The organism is Candidatus Aegiribacteria sp., from assembly GCA_021108435.1.
Lineage (GTDB): Bacteria > Fermentibacterota > Fermentibacteria > Fermentibacterales > JCC-6 > Aegiribacteria.
In genome coordinates this window covers 1-22,036 of the sequence record JAIOQY010000182.1, presented here as the reverse complement: position 1 = coordinate 22,036, position 22,036 = coordinate 1, and the positions used below count along the sequence as shown (strand labels likewise).

At 45.6% G+C, this 22,036-nt stretch carries 19 protein-coding genes; 11 read left to right on the top strand and 8 right to left on the bottom strand.

The features are described 5' to 3' along the window. Window positions 1–132: 132 nt before the first annotated feature. Entirely contained in the window at window positions 133–645 is a 513-nt protein-coding gene (locus K8R76_10735) for a nitroreductase family protein (GenBank protein MCD4848652.1), read from the bottom strand. 69 nt (window positions 646–714) lie between these two features. Next, window positions 715–1,911 carry an RtcB family protein gene (locus K8R76_10730; protein MCD4848651.1) on the bottom strand — a complete coding sequence of 399 codons (1,197 nt, stop codon included), beginning with the start codon at window positions 1,909–1,911 and terminating at the stop codon, window positions 715–717. 154 nt (window positions 1,912–2,065) lie between these two features. Between K8R76_10730 and K8R76_10725 the strand changes: the two genes are divergently transcribed. Genes K8R76_10725 through K8R76_10700 form a run of 6 tightly spaced genes read left to right on the top strand, consistent with a single transcriptional unit; the run spans window position 2,066 to window position 9,798 of the window. Further along, window positions 2,066–4,855, top strand: coding sequence for a M1 family metallopeptidase (locus K8R76_10725; GenBank protein MCD4848650.1), 2,790 nt, complete (start codon window positions 2,066–2,068; stop codon window positions 4,853–4,855). Window positions 4,856–4,866: 11 nt separating this feature from the next. Beyond that, window positions 4,867–5,127 (top strand): hypothetical protein, encoded by a 261-nt coding sequence (locus K8R76_10720; protein ID MCD4848649.1) that lies wholly within the window; start codon window positions 4,867–4,869, stop codon window positions 5,125–5,127. Next, window positions 5,099–6,112 carry an AmmeMemoRadiSam system radical SAM enzyme gene (gene amrS, locus K8R76_10715; GenBank protein MCD4848648.1) on the top strand — a complete coding sequence of 338 codons (1,014 nt, stop codon included), beginning with the start codon at window positions 5,099–5,101 and terminating at the stop codon, window positions 6,110–6,112. The genes K8R76_10720 and amrS overlap by 29 nt, the downstream gene beginning before the upstream one ends. After that, on the top strand, window positions 6,109–6,282 hold the full coding sequence (locus K8R76_10710; protein ID MCD4848647.1) for a hypothetical protein: 174 nt from the start codon (window positions 6,109–6,111) through the stop codon (window positions 6,280–6,282). The genes amrS and K8R76_10710 overlap by 4 nt, the downstream gene beginning before the upstream one ends. Further along, a complete protein-coding gene (gene amrB / locus K8R76_10705) occupies window positions 6,279–7,763 on the top strand; it encodes an AmmeMemoRadiSam system protein B (GenBank protein MCD4848646.1) in 1,485 nt (494 codons plus the stop codon). The genes K8R76_10710 and amrB overlap by 4 nt, the downstream gene beginning before the upstream one ends. Window positions 7,764–7,791: 28 nt before the next feature. Beyond that, on the top strand, window positions 7,792–9,798 hold the full coding sequence (locus K8R76_10700; protein MCD4848645.1) for a hypothetical protein: 2,007 nt from the start codon (window positions 7,792–7,794) through the stop codon (window positions 9,796–9,798). 50 nt (window positions 9,799–9,848) lie between these two features. On the opposite strand, the gene K8R76_10695 is transcribed toward K8R76_10700, so the two are convergent. Next, entirely contained in the window at window positions 9,849–11,789 is a 1,941-nt protein-coding gene (locus K8R76_10695; GenBank protein MCD4848644.1) for an OmpA family protein, read from the bottom strand. Window positions 11,790–12,036: 247 nt separating this feature from the next. After that, window positions 12,037–12,711, bottom strand: a complete 675-nt coding sequence (locus tag K8R76_10690; protein MCD4848643.1) for a hypothetical protein — start codon at window positions 12,709–12,711, stop codon at window positions 12,037–12,039. Window positions 12,712–13,068: 357 nt separating this feature from the next. On the opposite strand from K8R76_10690, the gene K8R76_10685 reads away from it, so the two are divergent. The 3 genes from K8R76_10685 (at window position 13,069) to K8R76_10675 (ending at window position 16,233) form a co-directional block, all read left to right on the top strand. Continuing rightward, the gene (locus tag K8R76_10685) at window positions 13,069–13,803 is read left to right on the top strand and encodes a glycosyltransferase family 2 protein (GenBank protein ID MCD4848642.1); all 735 of its coding nucleotides are present in this window, start codon (window positions 13,069–13,071) and stop codon (window positions 13,801–13,803) included. Then, window positions 13,800–15,227, top strand: coding sequence for a B12-binding domain-containing radical SAM protein (locus K8R76_10680; GenBank protein ID MCD4848641.1), 1,428 nt, complete (start codon window positions 13,800–13,802; stop codon window positions 15,225–15,227). The genes K8R76_10685 and K8R76_10680 overlap by 4 nt, the downstream gene beginning before the upstream one ends. 325 nt (window positions 15,228–15,552) lie before the next feature. Then, a complete protein-coding gene (locus K8R76_10675) occupies window positions 15,553–16,233 on the top strand; it encodes a hypothetical protein (protein ID MCD4848640.1) in 681 nt (226 codons plus the stop codon). 122 nt (window positions 16,234–16,355) lie between these two features. Here the strand turns inward: K8R76_10675 and K8R76_10670 are convergent, their stop codons facing one another. After that, the gene (locus K8R76_10670) at window positions 16,356–17,327 is read right to left on the bottom strand and encodes a cyclic nucleotide-binding domain-containing protein (GenBank protein ID MCD4848639.1); all 972 of its coding nucleotides are present in this window, start codon (window positions 17,325–17,327) and stop codon (window positions 16,356–16,358) included. A gap of 467 nt (window positions 17,328–17,794) precedes the next feature. On the opposite strand from K8R76_10670, the gene K8R76_10665 reads away from it, so the two are divergent. After that, a complete protein-coding gene (locus K8R76_10665; protein ID MCD4848638.1) occupies window positions 17,795–18,430 on the top strand; it encodes a hypothetical protein in 636 nt (211 codons plus the stop codon). 219 nt (window positions 18,431–18,649) lie between these two features. Next, window positions 18,650–19,339: a hypothetical protein gene (locus K8R76_10660; GenBank protein MCD4848637.1), complete on the top strand. Its 690-nt coding sequence runs from the start codon at window positions 18,650–18,652 to the stop codon at window positions 19,337–19,339. A gap of 130 nt (window positions 19,340–19,469) precedes the next feature. On the opposite strand, the gene K8R76_10655 is transcribed toward K8R76_10660, so the two are convergent. From K8R76_10655 to K8R76_10645, 3 genes are all read right to left on the bottom strand, one after another. After that, window positions 19,470–20,954, bottom strand: coding sequence for a hypothetical protein (locus K8R76_10655; protein ID MCD4848636.1), 1,485 nt, complete (start codon window positions 20,952–20,954; stop codon window positions 19,470–19,472). A 267-nt stretch (window positions 20,955–21,221) separates the two neighbouring features. Further along, window positions 21,222–21,488 carry a type II toxin-antitoxin system RelE/ParE family toxin gene (locus K8R76_10650; protein MCD4848635.1) on the bottom strand — a complete coding sequence of 89 codons (267 nt, stop codon included), beginning with the start codon at window positions 21,486–21,488 and terminating at the stop codon, window positions 21,222–21,224. A 3-nt stretch (window positions 21,489–21,491) separates the two neighbouring features. After that, window positions 21,492–21,743 carry a type II toxin-antitoxin system Phd/YefM family antitoxin gene (locus K8R76_10645; GenBank protein ID MCD4848634.1) on the bottom strand — a complete coding sequence of 84 codons (252 nt, stop codon included), beginning with the start codon at window positions 21,741–21,743 and terminating at the stop codon, window positions 21,492–21,494. Window positions 21,744–22,036: the final 293 nt, after the last annotated feature.

Sequence of the window (22,036 nt, the reverse complement as noted above, 5' to 3'; positions counted from 1 at the left end):
CGCTGAATTCGCCGCGAAGATGAACATAGGGGCCGGGCCTAACATTTAAACATTTACCATCGCCAGGGAACATGCAGGCTCTGCTGCGTGTCCCCTGCACCAATGCGTATCCCCGAAGAAAATGTTTAAATGTTAGGCCCGGCCCCATTCTTGGAAGTGTATTTTCTCTTTCCTGAATCGATCCTCGGGTTCCGGAACTTCAGCCGGGACGCCTATCGAAATCAGAGCAACCGGAATGATATGCTCCGGAAGATCGAACAGTTCTGTCATCCCTTTCATTCTTTCTTCTCTTGGATAGACACCAAGCCAGACAGCTCCGAGATTCTGGTGAACCGCTTCGAGAAGAAGGTTTTGAACAGCTGCCGAACAATCCTGCACGATATATCCCGGTTCGCTTTGAAGCCTGGTGTTGCCGCATACGAGAATCGCAGCTCCGGCATTCGGAACCATCTTTGAGTATGGATGGAATTCCGGGATCTTTTTCAGTAATGCTCGCTGAGTGATTACTACGAATTCCCAGGGTTGACAATTACGGGCAGAAGGAGCCTGCATTGCAGCACGAAGCAGTGATTCGAGCTTGTCAGTAGGGATCTGTTCATCTCTGTATTTTCTGACGCTGCGTCTAATTTGGATTTCTTTCAGCATTGAGTTTCCTTTCCGATTACACTTTCAATATTACCCTCTGGATTCGAATGAGACCCGGTACTCTCATAATCAGCCTTTCACAACACCAAGTGGTTTCAGTCTGACGACAGGTGTTACAAGGTCCCGCTGGGCTTTCATCACATCATCTATATTCTTATAGGCTGCTGGAGCTTCACTGAGATCAAGTGAAGGAGAACCATGTTTCTTTCGGCCGTATCCCTTGTATCTTTTCCATCCTTCGAAAACGATACCTTTCATGGATCTGTCGCAGTCGCTTACAGAGAGTATTCTGGAAGCTTCTCTTCTCCCCATGACCCTTCCAGCTCCATGCGAGCAGCTGTTGAATGAATCAGGATTCCCGAGACCCTCGACAATGTACGAGAATGTTCCCATGCTGCCGGGAATGATTCCCTTCTGACCTTTCCGTGCTGAAGTAGCGCCTTTCCTGTGAACCCAGACCTTTCTGCCGAAGTGTTTTTCCAGGGCTGCGTAATTATGGTGTATATTGACTTCCTTTGAGAAACTGACATTCCCCTTTACTTCGGTGAATGCATCCTTGAAAGATGTCATAAGCCTTCTACGGTTCTCGGAAGCAAAATCCATTGCGAATTCCATTTCTCTGATATAGTCTCTTCCATCGGGAGAATTAACTTGGAGGTAGGAAAGATCCTTTGACGGCAGTTCTTCCCGGTTATTAATACAGAACTTCACAGCCTTTTCATGATGATGTCCGGCAATTCGATATCCCGGATTCCGGGAACCGGAATGAATCATGAGCCAGATCCACCCGTCATCACCGGCCTGAATCTCCAGAAAGTGATTACCTCCCCCAAGGGTTCCCAGACTTTTCTCAGCCAGATCATTCCCTCTTTTGTCGAACCATGACGGAAGGCGTTCAAATTGATCCCAGCTTTGAACTGACCTGTGAGAATTTCCTTCTCCTGTCGGAATTCTCTTTCCTGCGCGATCGATGATTCCTCTGATATCATTATTACTCATATCGTCAGCTGGAATATCTGTTCGTGTGGCAACAATACCGCAGCCTATGTCCACACCTACAGCATATGGAATAATCGAATGCTCGCAGGCAATGACTCCGCCAATGGGCATTCCGTATCCGGGATGGCAATCAGGCATTATTGCCACATGATGGAATGTCTGGCTGTGCCGGGACAGGTTGATTGCCTGGTCCATCGCAATCTTCTCCACATCAGTGCTCCAGAACATTATGGGAATTCTGCCTGAATCCTTATCAACCCATTCCATGATAGCCTCCTGTTCGAAATGTAATTCAATTTATTGACCGGGTCATGCCTTTACTTCCGACATTCTCCTCAGCCTTTTCAGTTTGACTGTGATTGTTCTTTATTGCAGAAGTCTTCATACTATGATAAACATTACTTATTTGGAGGTTCCTCTGATGGTGTCAGGATTAGTTCTTGCGGTTCTGGTTGCTGCCGGTTATCCAGGTCCTGAAAGCAGGGCTGACTACGATATTAGCGTCTCGCTTCAGCCGGATTCAAACATGTTTCACGGTTCCCTGGAAATTATGTTCACCAACGGAGTAGAGTTTCCTGTTGATACACTCTGGCTTCATCTTTATCCAAACGCTTACAGAGATCATACGACTGCGTTCGGGCAGGATCTTGAAGCTGTCGGACGCTATTGTTTCCGGGCATCCCCTCCGTCAGAAAGGGGCTGGATCGACCTTTCGAACTGGAGTGTGGACGGGGAAGCTGTCGAACCTTCAATTGATGGTACTCTGGCCTTTATACCGCTTGATGATCCCCTTCAATCAGGCGAATCCATTCTCCTTTGTGGTGATTTTGATGTACAGGTCCCCAAATTCTGGAGCAGGATGGGGCACAGTGGTGATACGTATCAGATAACGCAGTGGTATCCCAAGATGTGCGTTCTCGATGAGAATGGATGGCACCGGGCACGATATCACTGGAGGGGAGAGTTTTACAGCGATTACGGGAATTACTCGGTAACAATTGATGTTCCGGGGGAATTTATCACCGCTGCTACAGGAAGAGTTGAAAACACTTTTTTTACCGAGGACTCTCTCAGAAGAGCAGAAGTCTGGATCGCTGAAAATGTTCACGATTTCGTCTGGGCAGCCAGTCCTGACTATACTGTACGTGAACACACATACATCTATCCTGAAAACCTGGGTTCCTGTTCGGTGAATGTGCATCTGGTTCTGCTTGATGATTCAGATGATCACTGGGATGAGGTTCCCGCAGTTATCGATTCCACTCTCCTGTACTATGGAGAATGGTATACGCCCTACCCCTACGAAGACCTCTGGGTAGTGGAGCCGGTTGTTGTGAGCGCGGGGGGGATGGAATATCCCCAGTTCGTGTTCTCCGTACCTGATTTTCCATTTCTAAGGATTCTTGAGATGGTCACGATGCATGAGATCGGACACCAGTGGTTTTACGGGATGCTCGGTAATGATGAAGTAGAAGAAGCCTGGCTGGATGAAGGAATGAACACCTTCAGCGAACTTCGCTACATGCAGAGAAGACATGGCTTCAGTGGAAATATGTCCAGAACTCCGGACTGGATACTGGAGCTGAGCGATCAGGACATGAGTTTTATGACATATGTAACAGGTACTATGGCCGGGGAAGAAATACCGGTACTCAGCGATGCTACCGAGGCCGGAGACGGAAGCCATCCAACCGGGTTTACCTATTACGCCAAACCGGCTCTGTTCATGCGGATGCTGCAGAAGCAGATGGGTGAAGATGATTTTAATCAGGTTATGTCGATCTACTTCGAGAGGTTCAAGTACCATCACCCTCATACCGATGATTTCCAGGCAATAGTGGAAGAAGTAACAGAAAGATCCTGGGAGGAAGAATTCAATTTCTGGCTCAGAGGAACCGCAAATGCGGATGTTCTCATAAAGAATGTAACCTTCAGCACGGATTCAACCACTGCAATTGTCGCGGGTGATGTTCCCCACTCAGTGAAACTTGACCTTCTATTTATATCCGGTGAAGACTCACTCATTACAGAAACCGCACTTGCTATGGGATTGAACGATACGGTCACAGTTGGCGGGAATTGGGATGCAGTTGTTGTAGACCCCTTTTTATGCATGCCTGACAGGGCGCCGTGGAATAACGCCTCACCGCCTCTCGGTCAGCTTAAACCGATGTTCCTTCCATTTCCAAGGCCGACTCATCACAGTATGTGGATTCTCCCATTCCCATCTTACGCTGATCATTCATGGAGAGCTGATATTATCTGCATGTCATCAACGATTCCATCGTATATGGGCGGTCCGTACACCTGGACTGCATCTGCCTCGATTCCTTTCGAGAGTGAAAGTTACTCAGCGTGGGGAGCTTCATTTCATATGCCTCTTTACCGGGAATATCGACGAAGTATCTATTTATCTTCCAGAATTTCAAGAGGGTACGGAATCGGGAGAGCCTCTATTGGTGCTGACTATCTGCGGAGCGGCAGGGTAGCCACCGATCCCCATTACAGGATCTCTCTTGATATGGATCTGTTCAGTGTGGAGGATACAACGGTATACGGTGCTTTGAACGTTGAGGAAGGTAATGCTTTTGAATTCACAACATGTATAGCCGCCGTTGATCGAAACTACAGGTTATCATGGAAAGGGGCTTTGAGCGTTCTGGCCTCTCCTGAATGGAATGATGGGGCTTACGCAAGGATAGATGGCAAAATTGAACTGACAGGCAGGCTCTGGGGAAATTATCTGGCCAGAACCAGGATATATGCAGGTCGAGTAACCGGGGGTGCTCCCGTTCACCGTTTCTTAAGACCGGGCGGCGGGCTCTTCGCAGAGGGAATTATGGGAGCATTTGTTCCCCCGAGCGGTTCGCTTTCCCCTATGGAGCATTATTTCGTTTGCTCAGGGCCCGCTCTTCCAGGCTACTGGAACAGCACTCTTCGAGGGAGGGCAGCCTTCTCGATTGAACAGAGATTTCCCTTGCCTTTACCGATTTTTCCTGTTGAAATATTCGGAGGAGCTGGATGGCTCGGTGATTCCTTTGAAGATTTCTCAGGTGATGACATTCTCTTAAACGCCGGAATAGCTGTACGGATTGCGATGCTTGAGGCGATCTTTCCAATATGGGTATCTGATCCGGAAGGTGATGATGGCGAATGGGAATTCCGGTGGAGGATTGGACTGTCACCCGCAGGTTTCCCCGATCTGTACTGAAACAGGAGAGGATGATGAAAGCACTTGCGTTATTTCTTTTGATGTTCCTTATCCTGACAGGAGCAGTTCCTGAGGAACCCCTGCCTGAACAGGACAGCACTGGTTCCGGATTATTACAGATTCTTGTACGTATGGCCGGGAGTGAGATCCGTCCATGGGCAAAGCCGATAGAGAATGTAGATATGGATCGGATGCTGGAACTCTTCGAGAGTGGAATAATCACTTTTCATACCGCTGACTGGTATGCTGAAAAGGATGATACTGGTGAGTAACAGGGTTCAGTGCGTTCTGTGTCCTCACTTATGCACCCTTGCTCCAGGGGAGAGGGGAAGGTGCAGCGTAAGATTGAATGTTGATGGTGAACTTGTCAGTCTTGTGTATGGAAGACCTGTCGCGGTGCACGTTGACCCTGTTGAGAAGAAACCGCTCTTTCATTTCCTGCCTGGAATCGATGTATTTTCTATTGCGACTGCAGGATGCAATCTCAGATGTGAGTTCTGCCAGAACTGGGAGATTTCCCAGGCTGCCCCTGAAGATGTCACACCATACGATTTACCCCCTGAGGCTGTTGTTGAGCAGGCAATTGTTTACAATTGCGAAGCAATAGCTTACACTTATACTGAACCAGTTGTTTTTTTTGAATACACCCGTGATACAGCAAAACTGGCAAAGGAGGCCGGGCTGAAGAATATCCTTGTTACGGCGGGGTATATTAATCAGGGACCACTTACCGAACTCGCTGAGTATATCGATGCCGCGAATGTTGATCTTAAATCGATGAAAGACAGTTATTACAGAGATATATGCGGCGGAACTCTCCAGCCTGTACTTGATACGATAACTACTTTGAAGGAACTCGGAACCTGGGTTGAAGTAACGAATCTTATCGTACCGACATTGAATGATGACTCTCGAGAACTGGATGAACTTGCCAGGTGGATTCTGGAGAACACCGGTGCTGATACACCGCTTCATTTCTCGAGGTTTTTTCCCATGTACAGGCTGACTGACCTGGCTCCTACGCCGGTATCCACGTTACAGAGTGCAAGAGAAAGGGCTCTTGAGATTGGTCTTCATCATGTTTACGTTGGGAATGCAGTTACGGAGGAGGGGATGATAACAACATGCCCGGAGTGTGGTGAAGTTCTTATAAGGAGACAGGGATACCTCATTGAGGAAAACAGAATTGAAAATGGTAAGTGCTTCAGCTGTTCAGCTCCGGTAGCCGGAGTATGGAATGGAATGGAGGAACAGTGAAAAGTAAAATCAGCAGAAGAAAATTTCTCTCAAGCACTGTTCTGCTGCTACTCTCCGCGGTTGCGGCTGTTACAGGAGGAAAGCTACCGCAGGAAAAGGAAACAGCAGAACTCGCAGTGGGGAAAACATCAAGGAAAAAGGCGGACTACTACAGGGAGCTTGCGGGATGAGAGTATTTATAATGTTCACATTAGTTCTGTTTGCCGCCTGCGGGAACAGTTCCCCCGGAGAAGAAGAAGTATCCGGTACAGGGAGAGCAAGGCCGCCTGTTGTTGCCGGTACGTTCTATCCGTCGGATCCTGTTGAACTGAGCAGTATGGTGGATAGATTGATCTATGCATCAGTAGTTCGGAGTATCGCCGGAACAATAATAGCAGGTGTGGTTCCGCATGCAGGATACGTCTACAGCGGCGGTACAGCAGCGGATTTCTACAGCCTTATTGATGGGCTTGATTATGATGTGGTAGTTCTCGTCGGACCTTCACATCGTGTTGCTTTTCAGGGTATGTCTGTATTCGATGGAGATTTCTACGTTACTCCTCTTGGAAGCGTCCCGGTTGCTGCAGATGTCGCTGACAGGTTGAGGGAATCACATCCGGCAGCCTCATTTATTCCGGCTGCTCACGAGGAGGAACACAGCCTTGAGGTTCAGATCCCGTTTCTTCAGAGGACACTTGAACCCGGTTTCAGGATAGTACCGATCGTAATCGGTTACACAGGAGCAAATGAGCTGCAATACATGGCCGAGTTAATCCTTGCAGAAGCGTACAATGAAAAAGTGCTTGTCCTGGCAAGCAGTGATCTGTCCCATTATCCCGCCGAGAGTCTGGCAAAAGTTGTTGATTCTCTTACCGTGGAGGCGATATTAAGCGGTGACGCGAATCAATTCCTTCAGGTTACTTCTGAAGAGAAGCTGCCGGCCGGGCTTGATACGTTTGCATGCGGAAGGCTTCCAATTGCTCTGGTCATGGCTTACACCGGTCTATATCCCGGAGTTACATCCGAACTGCTGTCGAGTACAACAAGTGCTTCTGTCTCCGGAGACTATTCACGAGTTGTCGGATACGCTTCCATTGCATTTGAATCATCAGAACCTGAACCGTCGGAATGGAGTATTTCTGAAGAAGGGAGAGAAGAACTCCTTGATATCGCAATTGCGTCTGTTGAAGCGGCGGTTGAGAATACCGGATTTAATCTGCAGGATGATATTCCCCGGGAACTGTTGATTCCACGCGGAGCTTTCGTGACCCTGAAGAAAAACGGCAGTCTCAGGGGCTGCATTGGTTCTATGAGACCGATCCGACCTGTTGCCGAGACAGTATCGCTGATGGCCCGGTCGGCAGCTTTGGAAGATCCGCGCTTTATGCCTGTAACGCCTGATGAACTTCCTGATCTTGAATACGAAATATCCGTTCTTACACCCCTGCAGATACTTGGTGACTGGCATGATGTAAGAGTGGGAACGGATGGATTGATGATATCCGCCCGGAACAGAAGCGGTGTCCTTTTGCCGCAGGTTCCGGTTGAACAGGGCTGGAACAGAGAGGAGTTTCTTGAGGGTGTCTGTCTGAAAGCAGGATTGAGTCCTGATGCCTATCTTGGCGAAGTTACGCTCTACCGTTTTCAGGCTCAGGTGTTTGGAGAGGATTAGGCTAATTCAGAAGACTTTCGATAATTCATTGTCCGTGCTGGCCGCTTTTGCAGGGGGATTACTTTCCGTCATTGTTCAGGCGGTAGTATTAAGAGAATCTCTTTTTGGTCATCATCAGGCGGAACTTACATCCGGAATTGTTCTTGCGTCATGGATTGCCGGATCCGGTATTGGCGCGGCAGTTGGTGGAAGGACTTCAAAACACTGTCTCCTATGGGTAACTGGTATAATTCTGCTTCCTGTTCTGGGTTCTCTTCAAGTAATTGCTTCCAGACTGGAGATAATTCCTACTGCTTTATCAGTGCTTCCTGCCGGATTTGTCGGCGGGTTGATTTTCGTGCAGCCATTTGCCTTCTCCAGACCAGGGAAAGTATACGCTCTTGAAGCTCTTGGCGCGGCAGTTGGTGGGGGGATATTCGTCCTTCTTTCACCGCATCTGCTCGCTTTCGAAATGCTTACTGTTGGTATCCTTATCTCCGCTGCCGGATTGTTGCTTTGTGGAAGACCTGTTCCCGGATTGATTGTTTCAGCTGTTCTTCTGGCAGGATTCCTGTTCGGCGCACCAGCATCGCTGGGAACCTGGCTTGGAAGCGAATCCTTTAAAGAGTATGACAGTATCAGTATCCACTCGTCGCCATACGGAGAGGTCGTAACCGGAACCCGATCCGGTCAACATGCCATATTTAGAAGCGGTTTGCTGGAGGCAACATGGCCTTCGCTGGAATCCGCGGAGGGGGTTGTAACAATTCCTCTTATCGCGATTTGTCCATCCAGTGTTCTATACATAGGTTCTTCACCGGAAGAGGCGGGGATAATATCGGAATGGCCGACAGTAGACAGTGTTGTAACCCTGGTTCCGGACAGGACACTATGCCTGGTTGCGGAATATCCTGATGGAACAATACCGGGAGATGGAAGACGTTATTTATCCGTCAATGATGAGCGATGGAATCTTGTTATTGTATCTACAGGTCAGCCTTTGACTCTTCTCTCCAACAGGTTTTTCACAGGAGAATTCTTTGAACTGCTCTCAGACAGGCTTACTGAGGATGGTGTCGCAGCTATCCACCTTCCTGGAGGGATGAACAGATTACATCCACTTGAAGCGGAAATGGCAAAATCCATACTCCTGTCTGCGGAGAGTGTATTCAGCTGGAGCAGGATCCTTCCTTCTTCGGGTCTTGTTCTTCTGGCGGGAAACGGTCTGAAACCATCATTAGAAGGTTTGGTGCTGGCAGAGAGAATGGATTCCATTGGGGCATCAGGTGTATTTATCAATTCCGGTACACTTCCATTTGATCTGTCAAACTTGAGATTGTCTGCTGTCGAGGATCAGCTTCAAGCTGCTTCAGCACGCATGAATACCGATCTTCGCCCTGAGGGCTTCCGGATTGCCTGCGAGTTATGGGATATAAGAGTAGGTGATGATAGGAAACTCAACCTTGTGATTCCTATAGCTGGTTTATGCTTATTAGCAATGGTCACAGCAGCGTTTCTAAGCGGAAAGTTCAAACCTGCCCTGGCGCTGGGTATGGTAGGTTTTATGGGATTATCCGTTGAGGTTATCGCTCTGGTTGCTATTCAGGCTGTTACAGGTCACTCTTGGGTGCTTGTAGGCGCCATCACCGGTACTTTTATGGCCGGCGGAGCTCTTGGTGCTCTCGGACAGGATAAGGGTGCGTTTAGTAATCTCAGACAGCTGGTTGTTCTTTCAGGGATATCATCACTGTTTTCTGTCCTTGTTCTGTACCTGTACGATCAGGGGCTGCTGGGTGGCGGATTGCTCTCTTTACTGCTTCTCATAGGAATTGCTGTTTGCGGGGTGGCAAGCGGTGGGGCTTTCCCGGTTGCTGTAACATTCCTCAGAGCGGGAGATACGAAAAGAATAGGCCTGCTGGATCTGGCAGAACACGGGGGAAGCGCTGCTGCTGCCCTTCTAATGCCCCTTGTCCTGTTTCCATTGCTCGGCGCTCAGATGGCTCTTCTCATCACCACCGTGGTACTAATAGTGACAGGCACTCTTTTAAGAGACTGAAAAGGGCGGATCCGAAGACCCGCCCTAAAAGAACCAGACTTAACTTCCAGCTAGTTAGTTCTTACAGACCGAACAACAAACTCAACACGACGGTTGAGAGACTTGTTGGCATTTGTAGTATTTGGAACTGCTGGTCTGTTTTCACCGTAACCGATTGTCGAAAGACTGCCGGCGCTGACTCCACGATCAACCAGGTAATCGTAAATAACCTCGGCTCTGTCTTCACTGAGAGTCATGTTGAACTCTTCTGTGTAATCAGAATCAGCATGACCACAGATCTGCACAACAAGATCATTTGCAATGATCTTATCTGCGATCTCATCAAGAAGACCTGTGAACTCAGACTTGATGTTATAAACGTTAATATCGAAGTAGAGCGGATCGAAAACAACGGACTGGAGCTGGAAATCAACTGTAACATCTTCACCGCTTGCAACTTCAGTTGGAGCGCTTTCTCCAAGGTAACCATCGGCAGTAGCGGTAACAGTCCAGACACCATTTGGAACCTGTAAGCTGTATAGTCCATCACTGCCGGATCTGTCACTTACTGGAACATCCGGTACTGAAACTGTTGCTGAGACGGCAAGGCCTGTCTCAATATCAATAACACTTCCGGCAATAGTGCCGGGTTCCGGCTGGAGAGCGTAATCCTTTGAGAAATCCTGTCCACCGGCAACCTGTACGGTTTCAGTGGTTCCGATGTAACCTTCTGCGTTGACTGCTACAGAAACACTGCCCTCCGGAAGCTCTATGGAGTAGAAACCCGTCTCAGCATCAGAGGCTGCAGGTTCAACAGCGGTTCCGGGGGATGCAACCGTCGCTGAAAGGAATTCACCTGTAACAGCGTCGGTAACGGTACCTGCCATGACAGCAGTAGATGGACCCTTACGCAGATCGCTCGAATACATGACGTTAAGTCCAATACCCCATTTAGGAGAGTAACCCTCAGGGAATGGTGCATAGCGAGCTCTCACACCATCTGTAGGGTTTCCGCCATTCTGATAATTGCTGTGTCCAAGATCGTTGTATTCAGCATCGAAATCAGTCAGAGCGAAGGAACCTGTTATATCGAACGCAAGTCCACTGTTTGTAGGTATCCTGATACCGGGAGAGACGGTGATGCAGTCATCGAAGTTCTCTCCATCGCCCTCTTCCCAGTCCCTTTTCATGAAGTGACGCCATTCAACTTCTGTGAAAAGCGTGACTTTTTCCAGCGGGTATTCAATACCGGCTGCGAAATGCATGACAGGATCTTCAAGATACATGTCCACGTGAGTGCTGTCGGTCCAGCCGGATGAAGTATATCTGTAATCAGTAAACTCGAAATGCTGTTTGAAATAATGGTAACCAAGGTTTAGATGCAATGTTACTGGGTTCAGGTCTTTCGAAAACAGCAGATCAGCACCACCAGAAACACCTTCGACTCCGATCATAGGTCTGCGGAGTTCGAACATGGGCTGGCCCGCATACCATATTCCGTCGTATTCATTGTTGTTGATTACATAACGGCTGTTTCCACCGTCATATATGCTGAAACCAACCCACGGCATTATGCCTATCCAGCAACCTTCCATGGGATTTGTCGAGAACTTCATTGAAAGACGAGCTTCGCTGAAGCCGTCATCGTTCTCGCAGTCTCCTCCGCTGAGATCGGTTCTTCCTGCGACATCGTCCCTTTTCAAACAGTTCCAGATGTATGAGATCCTTCCAGCGAGTTCAATATTCTTGCCAAGTCCTATCGCAGATGTAAGGTAAAAAGTACCATCGTACTCTGTGTCGGTAACATCCACGGAATCACCGGAAAGATAAGCAGTGCGTGTGTCGTTGCTTAATCCGAGGAAAGAGAATAGCCCGAACGAGAATTCTCCTGCTCCTATTGGTTCAGCATCGACTGTGCGGTTGAGTCCCCTCAGACCCGAATATGAAGGTAGCGCAACAGCACTACCAGCAGTAACAAGAAGAACTAGAAGTATAAGTGACCCCTTCTTCATACTAACCTTCCTTTCTAAAAGGTTAAGCTAATTAGTGAAACTAATAGAATCTTACATAAATTGTCAAGAATAATATTTATACATATTATTAGCAAATATTAAGTATATTAAGACAATTACTTGAATTTAACAAACGTATAAGTTAATTGCTACGTCAGTACCCTCAAATATCTCAGGTGAAATTTGTCTCCTGATAAAAGAGGGAGCCAGTATGGAACTGGCTCCCTTCGCAGAACAATATTTTTCGCTAGTGTAACAGAGTCTTGATCTGACCCCAGGTTGTCTGCTCAAGCGCACCCGTACTTTCAAGTGAGCAGTCATCCCAGTAGATCGTACTTCCGCCATCCGAGAATAGATCAAGGCATCCTATCGCTATTGCGCCACCACTGCTCCAGTTAATCGATTCCAGGAAAACGCCGTTGTAATAGATGTCCTGAGTATCGGTGCCAAGATTGATTTCAACCTTAACCTCGACCCATGCATCGAATACTATCGGAACAACAGAAGTACCTTCCGTAACGGTCATATTACCAGTAGCTCCCTCGAACTTCAGCTGAAGAGACCAGTCTTCGCTGTATGCAGTGGGATAGGTGTTGCACAGAATCCAGAACTGATCACCGGTGAGGCTGGCGGGGATGTAATGCCACGATGTCAAGACCCATTCACCAGTAGTCTCCGAGAAAGGCTGGACAATATCAGAAGTTGGAGTGATTGCAACCGAATGGGGAGAGCTGTAAGAGTAAACATCAGTCACATAAGCATCAAAAGCTGGATCGTTGTTCCAGCCTTCCCAGTTACCCTGACCGTGCAAGCCACTGCCGTTTGCGTAGGAATCAAAATTGTCTGACCAGTCTGCACCGGCAGCAGGAACAAACAACATCATTGCAGCAACAGCAACAAACAGATGAAGTAAATTCTTCATAGTAACCTCCTAAAAGTGAATAAACTATCACACAAATTCTTATCAAGTAACCCTTATAAAGATATTAGATTATATGATTGTAGTCAAACATATATTCGTCTGTGTCATTCCCATTCTGAAATAGACTTTATCTTGTCGGGATCGAATGAGTGATTGGGATTACTGCAATGAATCGTTATGCTAGACTCCATCAACATGACTAATCATATTCCACGAGCATTTTCAATATCTATGTATTCCCTTAGTTCAGGGATGTTTGAGAAATGAAGCAAGTAATCAGCTGAAGTAATAATGGAATTATTACTGAACCATACAGTACTTTCGCTGAACGTCCTTCAAAAGACAGAAAGCTGATTCATGGTAAATGAACCGAAACGTCCACTGCGTTCTCTGACCATGTTTTTCCCGTTCCATAATGAAGAGGACAACATAATCTTCATGATTGAAAGTGCGGTAAAAACCGGATCAAAAATAGCGGATGATCTGGAAATCATTGCAATTGACGATGGCAGTGAAGATTCGACCGGTGAGCTTGCCAGAAGCATGGAGAAAAAGTATCCCGGACTGGTAAAGGCGATTATTCATGAGCATAACCTGGGATACGGAGCTGCTCTGAAAACCGGATTTGCCAACAGCACAAAAGACTGGGTTTTCTTTTCCGATGGCGACAGACAGTTTAAAATCGAGGATTTGTATCTGCTTGTAGATATTGTTGTATTGTCTGATCAGCCTGTTGTTGCCGTAGGTTATCGAATAAACAGGAAGGATCCGTTTTACAGGCGGCTTAACGCAGCTCTTTTCAATGTTCTTATAAGACTACTTCTGGGATTAAGGAGAGTCAGGGATATTGACTGCGCTTTCAAGCTGATTCCGGGAGAAGCTCTGAAAAGGGTTTTACCCCTTAGTTCGGATGGAGCGATTATTTCTGCTGAACTGTTATGCCGCTGCAAAAAAGCTGGATACAGTATTCTTGAAGTCCCTATTCCTCATTTTCCAAGACTTGAGGGAACACAGAGCGGGGCCAGAATAAGTGTAATAATTAAGGCTTTCACGGAACTCGCAAGAAACTGGAGAAGATTCAATACACTGTGAACTCGAAAATTTTGCTCATTAACCCTCCTACAGGTCTATATCTGAGGGAAGACAGATGTCAGGCTCCTGTGAAGAGTATGATGGCTCAGGGTGTACGCCCACCGATGGATCTTGCATACATAGCGGCCGTGTGCAGAAGAGATTCCAGTTCCACCTGCTTAATAAAGGACTATCCTGTTGAAGGAGGAGGCTGGGATGAATTCAGGGCTCTTTTAAGAGACTTCAAACCCGATTTCCTTGTAATAAGCACAACAACACCTACTTTCCAGGATGATATGAAAGCAGCCGAAATAGCTCACGAGGAGACGGGAAACAGGATTAAATGCATTGCTAAGGGTGCTCATCTTTCAGATCATGACATCGAAGCCTTAAACAGATACAGTACACTTGATTATGCTGTAAGAGGTGAATCGGAACTTATTATTGGGGATCTGATCAGCGGTAGTGATCCAGCTCAGATAACAGGATTAACATACAGAAGCGTCAGCGGAGAAGTTATTCGAAACCCGGACAGGGAACTTCTCGAAAACCTGGATATCCTGCCTGAACCGGCTCGGGATCTTATAAGAAACGAGCTTTATCCAGATCCTGAAACAGGCGAACCTCTGACTCCTGTACTGACATCAAGAGGTTGTTCCGGACAATGCATATTCTGCCCTGTTTTCCTGGTCAGCGGGAAAAGGATCAGGAAAAGATCCGTTTCCAGTATCACGTCGGAAATAGATTCGTGTGTTAACAATTACGGAATCAGATCCTTTCTTTTTCGATCGGATACTTTCACAATAGATAAACAATGGGTAATTGAATTGTGCAGAAGTATTTCAGAATCAGGTCATGCAATCAGATGGGGAGCAAATTCGAGGGTTGATACTTTTGATGAGGAAAGAGCTGACGCGATGGCCAGGGCAGGATGCTACATCGTAAGTTTTGGTGTTGAATCCGGTTCACCAGAGATGCTCACAAAGATGAAAAAGAATATAAATCTGGATGATGTAAGCCGGTCTGTTAATCTATGCAGGAAGCACGGGATTCTTTCCATGCTGTATTTTGTGATAGGACTGCCCTGGGAAACCTGGGATACGATCAGTGAAACTGTTGAGTTTGCGAAGCGAATCCCGGCTGATTTCTATGAAATTCACAGTGCATACCCGTTTCCGGGAACCCCCCTTTATGAACTGGGATTGAGAGAAGATCTTTTCTGTGAACATGATCTTGAAAAGGGTAATTACTTCTTGCCTGTCATGAACACTTATCATCTTACAAGGGAGGAAATAGCCAGAGAGCGAAAAAAGGCTCTAATTAGTATTTATATGCGACCTTCCATTATATGGAGAACGCTGAAGAGAATCCGATCTTGCAGAAAACTATGGAGATATACTACTTTCGGACTCTCAAAATTCATCAATCTTAAAGAGAACCGGTAATCAGAACAGATATACAGAGAATAAGTTCTTTCTATATCTCATCCTATTTCTCTCTTACTATAGCAGTACCTGTAAAAAGCGAGAGCCACATATGAAACATGTCCAGGATTTCCAGTCTGTAGACTGTTTCTACAATTCTGAGGTTTCGGGGATCGTCTCGAATAGTCATATGACTCGCTCAGGGTAAACTTACCCTGCGGATTCTTAGAATCTGTGCAAGTGTCGCAATTAACGACCGGCTCCAGAGACGATACTGTATCTTGACACAGAATAAACAATTATCTACACTCTATGTGAGTTCATCTTCAGTGTAAGGAGGTGTACAATGAAGAAACTTCTTTCTGCATTGCTATTCATATCTATAGCATCTATCCTGGCTGACCAGCCTCTTATTCTGGGCCCCCGTCACATTCAGGGAACCGGTCCGATTGAAATTGATGGGTTGGTCTATTCGCAGACTTACGTTTATTCAAATCTAATTACCGGTCTAAGTAATTACAGCAGTGGTAACCGGTGGCTCTGTGATGATTTCGAGCTTGATGGTGATTACTATATCACAGATATGTACGTCTGGATGATGTGGACAGGTGAAATGGGCTCAATGATGAATCTCGTCATTTCAGTTGATGATACCGGAGACTCCGACCCCAACACCAACACCGATGTATGGGTAGAGAGCGTACCCTGCACCAATACCTTCACAGGTGACAGCAATTGGGGCTACAATATCTACGAGACTCACTGTACCATTAGCGCAGACGCATATCCTGAGCTTGATGCGGGTGTCCACTACTACTTCGAGACCCAGGCTGATGTTAACGACAACTGCTTTATTCTTTTTAGTGAGAATTTCATAGGTGATGACTCCTGGTACGATGACGGTTCCGGTGTATGGGTAGAATGTATGATTGTATTCGGTTTTCCTATGGATCTTTTCTTTGATTTCTACGGAGAGAATCTTGCTCTTGAACCTGAAACCTGGGGCAGTATTAAGACTCTCTTCTAATTAATCGCATTAAGATGATCTCAGAAGAGTTTACTGCAACTCAACAATTCATTACGATCCGTCAGAGATCTTGGAGAATTCATTAAGCCTCTGTACCTGATAATACGTCCCCTGAATACAGATTAGTGCAGAGCTTGAATCCGAAGAGATTTTCGCATTTCGCTGAGCAATCTTGAAACCTCTGCTCTCTCTTTCAGTTCCTCAGATGATAGGAGTCTTAGAGTTTCATTAGCCATACTGAGTCTCCTGGCCAGAAGACTTCCAAGACCTAGATTCAGATTGATGACATTGGTACTGTTTGTAACGAGGAGTTCGAGCATAGTGCCTCTTGACAGCATCAGTATTTCAGCGTTTCCAATTACCTTCGCGATGGCTGCTCTTGGTTTGTTATCAAGGAATGACCGTTCTCCAAAAACATCATTTGGTCCAAAAGAACCAAGAATATATCCTCCGGAATCATCGTCCAGGATAGCCACCTTTCCTTTTCTGATGATGAAAAGATCTGTACTTCTGTCCTCCTGCCTGAATAGGATCTGATTATCATGGGCGTAAATCCAGTGACACGTTTCGGAAAGTATTGGATCATCGGCTGAAAACAGGGGCTTTCTATTACGAGCCCGGATATCAGTTCTCAGCTTTCTGAGTTTTTTACGTTCGCTGAGGTTCTGGTCATTTAAGATAAGAGATCTTAGGGCATCTGCCTTTCTGAGTCTGTCAACCATGGATTTTTCAAGGAAAAGAAGAAATCGAGTTCCGGGGATGGGCTCAATTCTTAGAAATTCTACAAATGGTTTCCGGGAGAGCATCAAGACGGTTCCGGCAGTGTTCGCAGTAACAGTAGCTGAACGTTTTTCTCCACCAAGGAAGGCCATTTCACCGAACACATCACCTTTTCCGAGCGTATCAATAACCCGACTTCCCCCTTTATCATCAGTTACAACGAATTGACCGGATTCAACGACAAATAGATCAGTCCCTGGATTATCCTGTTTAATAAGTATATCCGATTTGTTCACGTCCATCTGTTTGAAGAGATCCCTAACACCACTTTCAGAAAGGATATCTTCTGTATCAAAAACTTTTTGATTTCTCATGGAAACCTCTCAACCGTTCATAGAGAACCATAGAATTCATATATAGGACAATTCTTGAAAAAATAACCGAATATTTATTCACAGCTTTCCTGTTCTGGAAAGACAATACCAGGAATTGCATTGTCATGTCAAACCTGTCCATGCGGATTAAGGAACAGGTTAGGAAATAGCTCCGGAATTTCATTCGCGTATGATGCTAATCAGAATATTCACCAGAGTTACTACTGCTTCTGTCAGAATCGACTGCAACGAATCACACTAATCCTGCATATAATCAGGAAATTAACACAAAAGATGCAAGTGATGTCCGAGACCATAAATGATCGAACAAATCACTGGTACCAATACCGTATCTTGACATAGAATAAATAATAGTCTACACTCTATGTAAGTTCATTTTCAGTATAAGGAGGTGTACAATAAAAAAACTCGTTTTCGCATTGCTCCTGTTATCCACAGCTTCTATCATGGCTGATCAGCATATTGTTTTGAGTTCCCGTCACGTTCAAGGAACCGATCCGATTGAGATTGATGGGTTGGTTTATTCGCAGACTTACTGTTATGCAAATCTGTTTACCGGTATCAGTATTTACAGCGGTGGTAACCGTTGGCTCTGTGATGACTTTGAGCTTGATGATAACTACTATGTTACGGAGATCTGCGTCTGGATGATGTGGACAGGTGAAATGGGCTCAATGATGAACTTCGTCATTTCCGAAGATGATACCGGTGATTCCGATCCCAACACCAACACCGATATTTGGGTAGAAAGCGTACCCTGCACAAACACCTTCACAGGCGATACTGGCTGGGGTTATGACATCTACGAGACCTACTGCACCATTAACGCAGACGTTTATCCTGAGCTTGATGCGGGTGTCCACTACTACTTCGAAACCCAGGCTGACGTTAACGACAACTGCTTTATTCTTGTATATATAAATTCTATTGGTGACTACTGCTGGTACGATGACGGTTCCGGTGTATGGGTAGAATCCGAATATATGTTCGGTGAACCTCTGGATCTGGTCTTCGATTTCTACGGAGAGCCTGTGAATGCTCTTAAGCCTGAAACCTGGGGCAGCATCAAGACCCTCTTCTAGAAATTTCTAAAAAGAGAATTCCCATGTCGTATTTAACAGTGGGTGGCACGTTTTTCTTTAGAGATGGCGACCTTTCTGTTCCAAAGTTCGAACTTTTTCAATACCAGGCTAAGAAACTTGCAGAGCTAATGAACTCTGATGCTATAACTGTATCTTGACATAGAAGTATAAATACTCTACACTCTATTTGGGTTATTGTTAATGAAAGGAGATATTACAATGAAGAGACTCCTTTTTACATTGCTCTTCTTATCCATAGCTTCTATCCTGGCTGATCAGCCTCTTATCCTGAGTCCCCGTCACGATCAGGGAACCGGTCCGATTGAGGTTGTCATGACTGACGGTGTAGTATATTCGCAGCCTTACAGTTTGGAGTTGTTAGATAATGCTGTCTCAATATATAGCATTTTAAACCGCTGGTTCTGTGATGATTTCGAGCTCGATGACAATTACTATATAACAGACATCTATATCTGGGTCCTATGGACAGGTGAACATGCTTCAGAAATGAACATGGTCATATCTGAGGATGACACAAATGATTCAGATCCTAATACGAATACAGATGTATGGTCTGAGAGTATTCCCTGCACCAGTACATTTACAGGTGACGTCAGCTGGGGCTTTGACATCTACGAGGTTCACTGCGTAATAGATGCAGATATTTACCCGGAACTAAGCGCTGATTCTCACTATTACCTTGAGATCCAGGCGGAAGCCACTGCCAACACATTTATCCTTTTCAGTTGGTATTGCGTTGAGGATTGTGCGTGGTGGGATGACGGCAGTGGTGTTTGGGTAAGCATGGATACATGGTGGGGTGAAGTCGACGCATTCTTTGTATTGCACGGAGAGCTTGTGAGTGCTCTTGAACCTGAAACCTGGGGCAGCATCAAGACCCTCTTCTAGAAATTTCTAAAAAGAGAATTCCCATGTCGTATTTAACAGTGGGTGGCACGTTTTTCTTTAGAGATGGCGACCCCAACGGGCAAAACTTCAAACCCCTTTTGGGAATGGCTTATGCTGCTTTCAAAAGCTACTATTCAAGAACAATGATCTTTTGAGAAAGAATGTCTGGATACTCTTCTGTATGAATCAGGTAAACACCAGGAGGAGCATAGAAGAATTGTGTTTCTCCAGGTTCCAACATATACCGCTCGCAAAGCCTGCCGGAGATATCATAAAAACCAAGTGACAAGCGGATTTCAGATTCGGAAACAAGAAACACGCCCCCTGATGAAGGGTTAGAGATCGGCCTCCAGGAAGGTTGCCCTACGAAAGGTACATTCTCTGTAATACCAGTTTGTGATGATGTAGTTACAGCAACCACACCACCATTTTCACCTGACATTGCTGCAGCAATAAGAGGGGTTGGATAATTACTCGATGTGATCAAACTGATATCATAAACAGCCTGAGGAAGTGGGAGATTCCATTCAACTCCAGTATCGGACGAGCTGTATAAGGCTAAAGTAAGCCCTGAATTAGTTCCCATGGGAAAATTGAAGGTATTATTGTATTCGAATGTTTCTATGCAATGAACAGGTGATCCTATCTGATATATCGCAAGCGTTTCGCCATTGTCCGGTGATATAAAACATATCTCGTTGGAATTAACAAGTACCAGTTCAGGAAGTCGATAATACTCACCGTTGATGTTTGTTACGAAGAACTGCCACCAGTAAGGAATCCAGTCAAAGGTGAGAATCTCAACAGCACCAGGAAAACTGAATACTCTTATTTGCGGAGGGTTTGTATTCTGATTAACACAAAGTAATGGGTATTCCGAGGGATGACTGGCTGCAAAAGATTCAGGGAACCAGCTACTAAGCCAAAAAAGATTCTCCCCTGTTAAGCCATCCTTTATCTCAAACCAGCCCCCCATAACTGTTCCTCTTGAAACAGCCAGAGCCAACTCACCACAACCGTTCCCGGAGAAATCAGCCATTGGAAGAATATCTGGAATTAGTGTTAATACGGAGTATGACCAGATCTCTTCACCTGTTTCAGCATTGTAGCTTTTGAATTTGACCCATCTATCATATCCATTGTCATTATAACTGGTGTGAACCATACGGCAGCTGTCAATTACTGCATCAGTGAATTCCGTATCATATCCATAGTAAGGCCCTTTATTATCCAGAGCAGTACTCCAGATGATACTACCGTCAGCTCCTGATACAGCGATTGTACTGAGGTCAAAGGATCCACTGCCCCAGCCTGTAGATAATGCGATATCATTTATCCCGTCATCATTAATGTCTGGGATTATACATAGAGCTTCATGGGTCTTGGTGCCGGGGACCGAGTCACTGGACCATATCTCAATACCTGCGAGACCATCAAGACAATAAAGACCTGGTGATGTTGGAAAAGTTTGGGGAAGTGTGACCACAATATCAGTTGATCCGTTGCCGTTAATGTCACTTGTACTCTCGACAGCGCTGACACCAGTTTCAGTGAATGCAGTCCAGAGAATCTCGGGAACTGCCGTAAACAACAGAAGAATCAGCATACTGCTCATGAATCACTCTCCCAAACAGTATTTAGTAAGAAATTGTCCAGATGTCAAATGGATTTTAAAGTCACTTTATTTAATTTGTGTTAGACTTGATTCTCAGAGCGGTATTCTCGCTGTTGATGTTCATCGGATAGAGAATGACGACCCCAACGGGCAAAACTTCAAACCCCGTTTGGAAATGGTTATTATCGCTGAGCAGAATATGAATCACCTGAAGAGAATTTGTTCCCAACTTACAAACACTTGTCTACTGACTGATATTCGAAAATCCTAGGTGAGATTTCTATAAACATCCCTGCGATGACCAACCTTAACTATAAGAATGACCAATCTAGCTGAATGTATCTCATAGATAATACGATAATCTCCAGAGCGAATTCTATGGAAAGAATTCTTCCCTCTCATTTTGGTTGTTTTCGGGTCAGGCAGGCTATTTCCAAGTTCCTCAATTCTCTTCCTGATTCGAACTAAGTCACGTTTTGGAAACCGTTTAAGATTTTTTAGAGCGGCAGGTCTGAATTCAATGGAATGTGTCACTGATCAGAGACCTAGAGATTTCCACACTTCTTCAGCTGAAATATTCTCACCAAGCTCAGCTAAAGCTGCTTTAGCATCTTCGATATCCAGATGCTCCTCGATCCTTTGAAGCAATTCAAGTTCAGCAATGGAAACAAGTGCAGCAATGCTCTTACCTCTACGAGTCAATACGATTGGTTCATTACCGTAAGCAACCTTATTTATGACATCTGAAAAATTCATTCTTGCATCGGCAGTCGAAATAGTTTCAGGCATGGGTTCCTTCCTTTCGTCATCTGTACGTAATGTACATTATGTACGTATCATTGTCAACTTGCGAATTCTATTACTCTGCAACTTTAAGAGAATAGCTTCTGGAGATTAATTCAGGTGTCGCAAGTGAAGTCCGACTCCAGAAACGACTTGGGGCAGCATCAAGACCCTCTTCTAGAAATATTTAGAAAGAAATTCCCATGTCGTATTTAACAGTGGGTGGTACGTATTTCATAAGAGATGGCGACCCCAACGGGCAAAACTTCAAACCCCTTTTGGGAATGGTTCCTGAGATT

Excerpts from the sequence above, each read along its gene's own strand:
- K8R76_10735 (MCD4848652.1), bottom strand. The coding sequence starts at position 645 with ATGCTGAAAGAAATCCAAATTAGACGCAGCGTCAGAAAATACAGAGAT.
- K8R76_10730 (MCD4848651.1), bottom strand. The coding sequence starts at position 1,911 with ATGGAATGGGTTGATAAGGATTCAGGCAGAATTCCCATAATGTTCTGG.
- K8R76_10725 (MCD4848650.1), top strand. The coding sequence starts at position 2,066 with ATGGTGTCAGGATTAGTTCTTGCGGTTCTGGTTGCTGCCGGTTATCCA.
- K8R76_10720 (MCD4848649.1), top strand. The coding sequence starts at position 4,867 with ATGATGAAAGCACTTGCGTTATTTCTTTTGATGTTCCTTATCCTGACA.
- amrS (MCD4848648.1), top strand. The coding sequence starts at position 5,099 with ATGCTGAAAAGGATGATACTGGTGAGTAACAGGGTTCAGTGCGTTCTG.
- amrB (MCD4848646.1), top strand. The coding sequence starts at position 6,279 with ATGAGAGTATTTATAATGTTCACATTAGTTCTGTTTGCCGCCTGCGGG.
- K8R76_10695 (MCD4848644.1), bottom strand. The coding sequence starts at position 11,789 with ATGAAGAAGGGGTCACTTATACTTCTAGTTCTTCTTGTTACTGCTGGT.
- K8R76_10690 (MCD4848643.1), bottom strand. The coding sequence starts at position 12,711 with ATGAAGAATTTACTTCATCTGTTTGTTGCTGTTGCTGCAATGATGTTG.
- K8R76_10685 (MCD4848642.1), top strand. The coding sequence starts at position 13,069 with ATGGTAAATGAACCGAAACGTCCACTGCGTTCTCTGACCATGTTTTTC.
- K8R76_10675 (MCD4848640.1), top strand. The coding sequence starts at position 15,553 with ATGAAGAAACTTCTTTCTGCATTGCTATTCATATCTATAGCATCTATC.
- K8R76_10670 (MCD4848639.1), bottom strand. The coding sequence starts at position 17,327 with ATGAGAAATCAAAAAGTTTTTGATACAGAAGATATCCTTTCTGAAAGT.
- K8R76_10665 (MCD4848638.1), top strand. The coding sequence starts at position 17,795 with ATGGCTGATCAGCATATTGTTTTGAGTTCCCGTCACGTTCAAGGAACC.
- K8R76_10660 (MCD4848637.1), top strand. The coding sequence starts at position 18,650 with ATGAAGAGACTCCTTTTTACATTGCTCTTCTTATCCATAGCTTCTATC.
- K8R76_10655 (MCD4848636.1), bottom strand. The coding sequence starts at position 20,954 with ATGAGCAGTATGCTGATTCTTCTGTTGTTTACGGCAGTTCCCGAGATT.
- K8R76_10645 (MCD4848634.1), bottom strand. The coding sequence starts at position 21,743 with ATGCCTGAAACTATTTCGACTGCCGATGCAAGAATGAATTTTTCAGAT.